The sequence below is a fragment of the Pseudarthrobacter sp. GQ63 genome, assembly GCF_059758765.1.
Genome location: NZ_JCAXEF010000031.1, coordinates 1 through 1711 on the forward strand (window position 1 = coordinate 1; position 1711 = coordinate 1711).

General features: G+C 67.6%; 1 protein-coding gene. It reads right to left on the reverse strand.

Features of this window, described 5'->3' with window-relative positions; genetic code table 11:
* Positions 1–129: 129 nt before the first annotated feature.
* Positions 130–1689, reverse strand: a complete 1560-nt coding sequence (locus AC6CHP_RS20680; RefSeq protein WP_498232038.1) for an IS1182 family transposase — start codon at positions 1687–1689, stop codon at positions 130–132.
* Positions 1690–1711: the final 22 nt, after the last annotated feature.

The window sequence follows — 1711 nt, forward strand, 5'->3', positions numbered from 1 at the left end:
GCCCTTTCCTTTTGTGGTTTCGGGTTCTGTGATTGAAGCATCGGGTCCTGTTTCTGGGCTTTTGAGGGTTGTTCGCCGGGTGGCGGGTCCGGTTTTCGCTGGCGGGAGGCCCTGAGGTGGTGCCCGCGTTCAAGCGATGGCCCAGGATCCTTTTTCGCTGGTAAGTCCGAGCGCGAGGAGGCGTCGCAGGTTCAGCCCGGCAATCCGCAGTTGCAGCCAGGCATTGTTCTGGTTTGTGCCGCGGTGCCGAACGCGGCGGTTGCCGCGGGTGACCCAGGCGATGGACCGTTCGACCATGGGCCGGTGGGTGCGGTAGTCGTGCTGGAAGTCCGGGTCCGTGGCGCGTTTCCGGTGTTCGCGCTGCAGGGCGTCGTGCTCGTGCAGTTCGAGTTTGCGCCCGCGTGGGGAGCCGGTGCACCGGGCCCGGAGCGGGCAGCTGCTGCAGGCGGCGCCGAAGGTGACCCGCCGCTTAGCGGTGATCCTGCGCGTAAGCCCGTTCGGGCAGGTCGCGGTGCCGGCTGATTCATCGACGGTGAAATCATCGAGGGTGAACCCGCCTTCGACGGCCGGGCGCAGCGGCCAGGGTTTGATCACCGGGGTATGGCCGGTGCCGGCGAGAGCGGCGAGCATTTCCCCGGAACCGTAGGCCGAGTCTGCCAGGACGTCCACGCTGGTCCCGGCGATCGTGGGCTCCATGCCGATCAGCCGGGCGCCGACGGCCCCGTCGCTGTTCTCCGGTCCGGAGGCCTTGGTCAGCTCCGCGGCGGTGATCAGCCCGGTATCGGGCTCGATGACAATGTGGGCTTTGAATCCGTCCTGCTGCCGGGACCTGGTCTTATGCGCGTGCCGGGTGTCCGGGTCCACGGTGGAGATCATCCGGTCCGGTGCGACCTTCCGGGCGATCCGCCACCGCCCGTCGGTCCCGTCCGAGTCCTCGGCCGGTTCCACGTCCTGCCCGGCGACCAGTGCAAGCAGCGCGTACGCATCGGCCCCCCTGCCCTCCAAGGTCTCGGGATCGACCGCGGCCAGCAGGGCGAGGGCGTCGGTGACCAGCGCCGAGACCAGCCCGTCCCTGGCATCCTGGTCGTCCCAGGCGATGTCCGGCTTACCGGTGCGCGTGTAGTCATACCCCTTCGCGTGGGTGGCGACCAGGTCCTGGCCGCCGGGGATGTCGCGGCCGAAGCGGCGCACCGCTGCGATCAGCTGCGTGATCGTGTCCTGCCTCGCGACCGCGTCATCCAACACTGTTGAATCAACCGCCCGCCGGCGCTTGCCCGCCAGGACTCCGGTTTCCGCAACGACCTCGGCGATGGCCTTCATGATCCGGTGCGGGTTCTTCGATGCCGCCAGCCGCCGGCGCCAGTACGTCAGCGTGCTCGGATGGAATGCCGTATCGGTCAGTCCGTACCCGCACGCGGCTTTCCAGCGCAGATCGTACGTCAACGCCTCGGCTGTTTCCCGGTCAGAGAGGCCCTGCAACGCCTGCAGCACCAGCACCGAACCGATCACCGAAGCGGGAACTGACGGCCGGCCCCGCCGCGACGGGAACAGGTCCTCCATCATCGAATCCGGGAACAACCGCCCCCGATGCTTGGCCAGAAATGCGAAGACACTGCCCGGAGCCAACAACTCTCCGGCCAGTGCCTCCACATCCAAATACCCGCGTTGCGCGTCCTCGCGTCCCTGCATAAGACCAGTCTTAATCACCAGC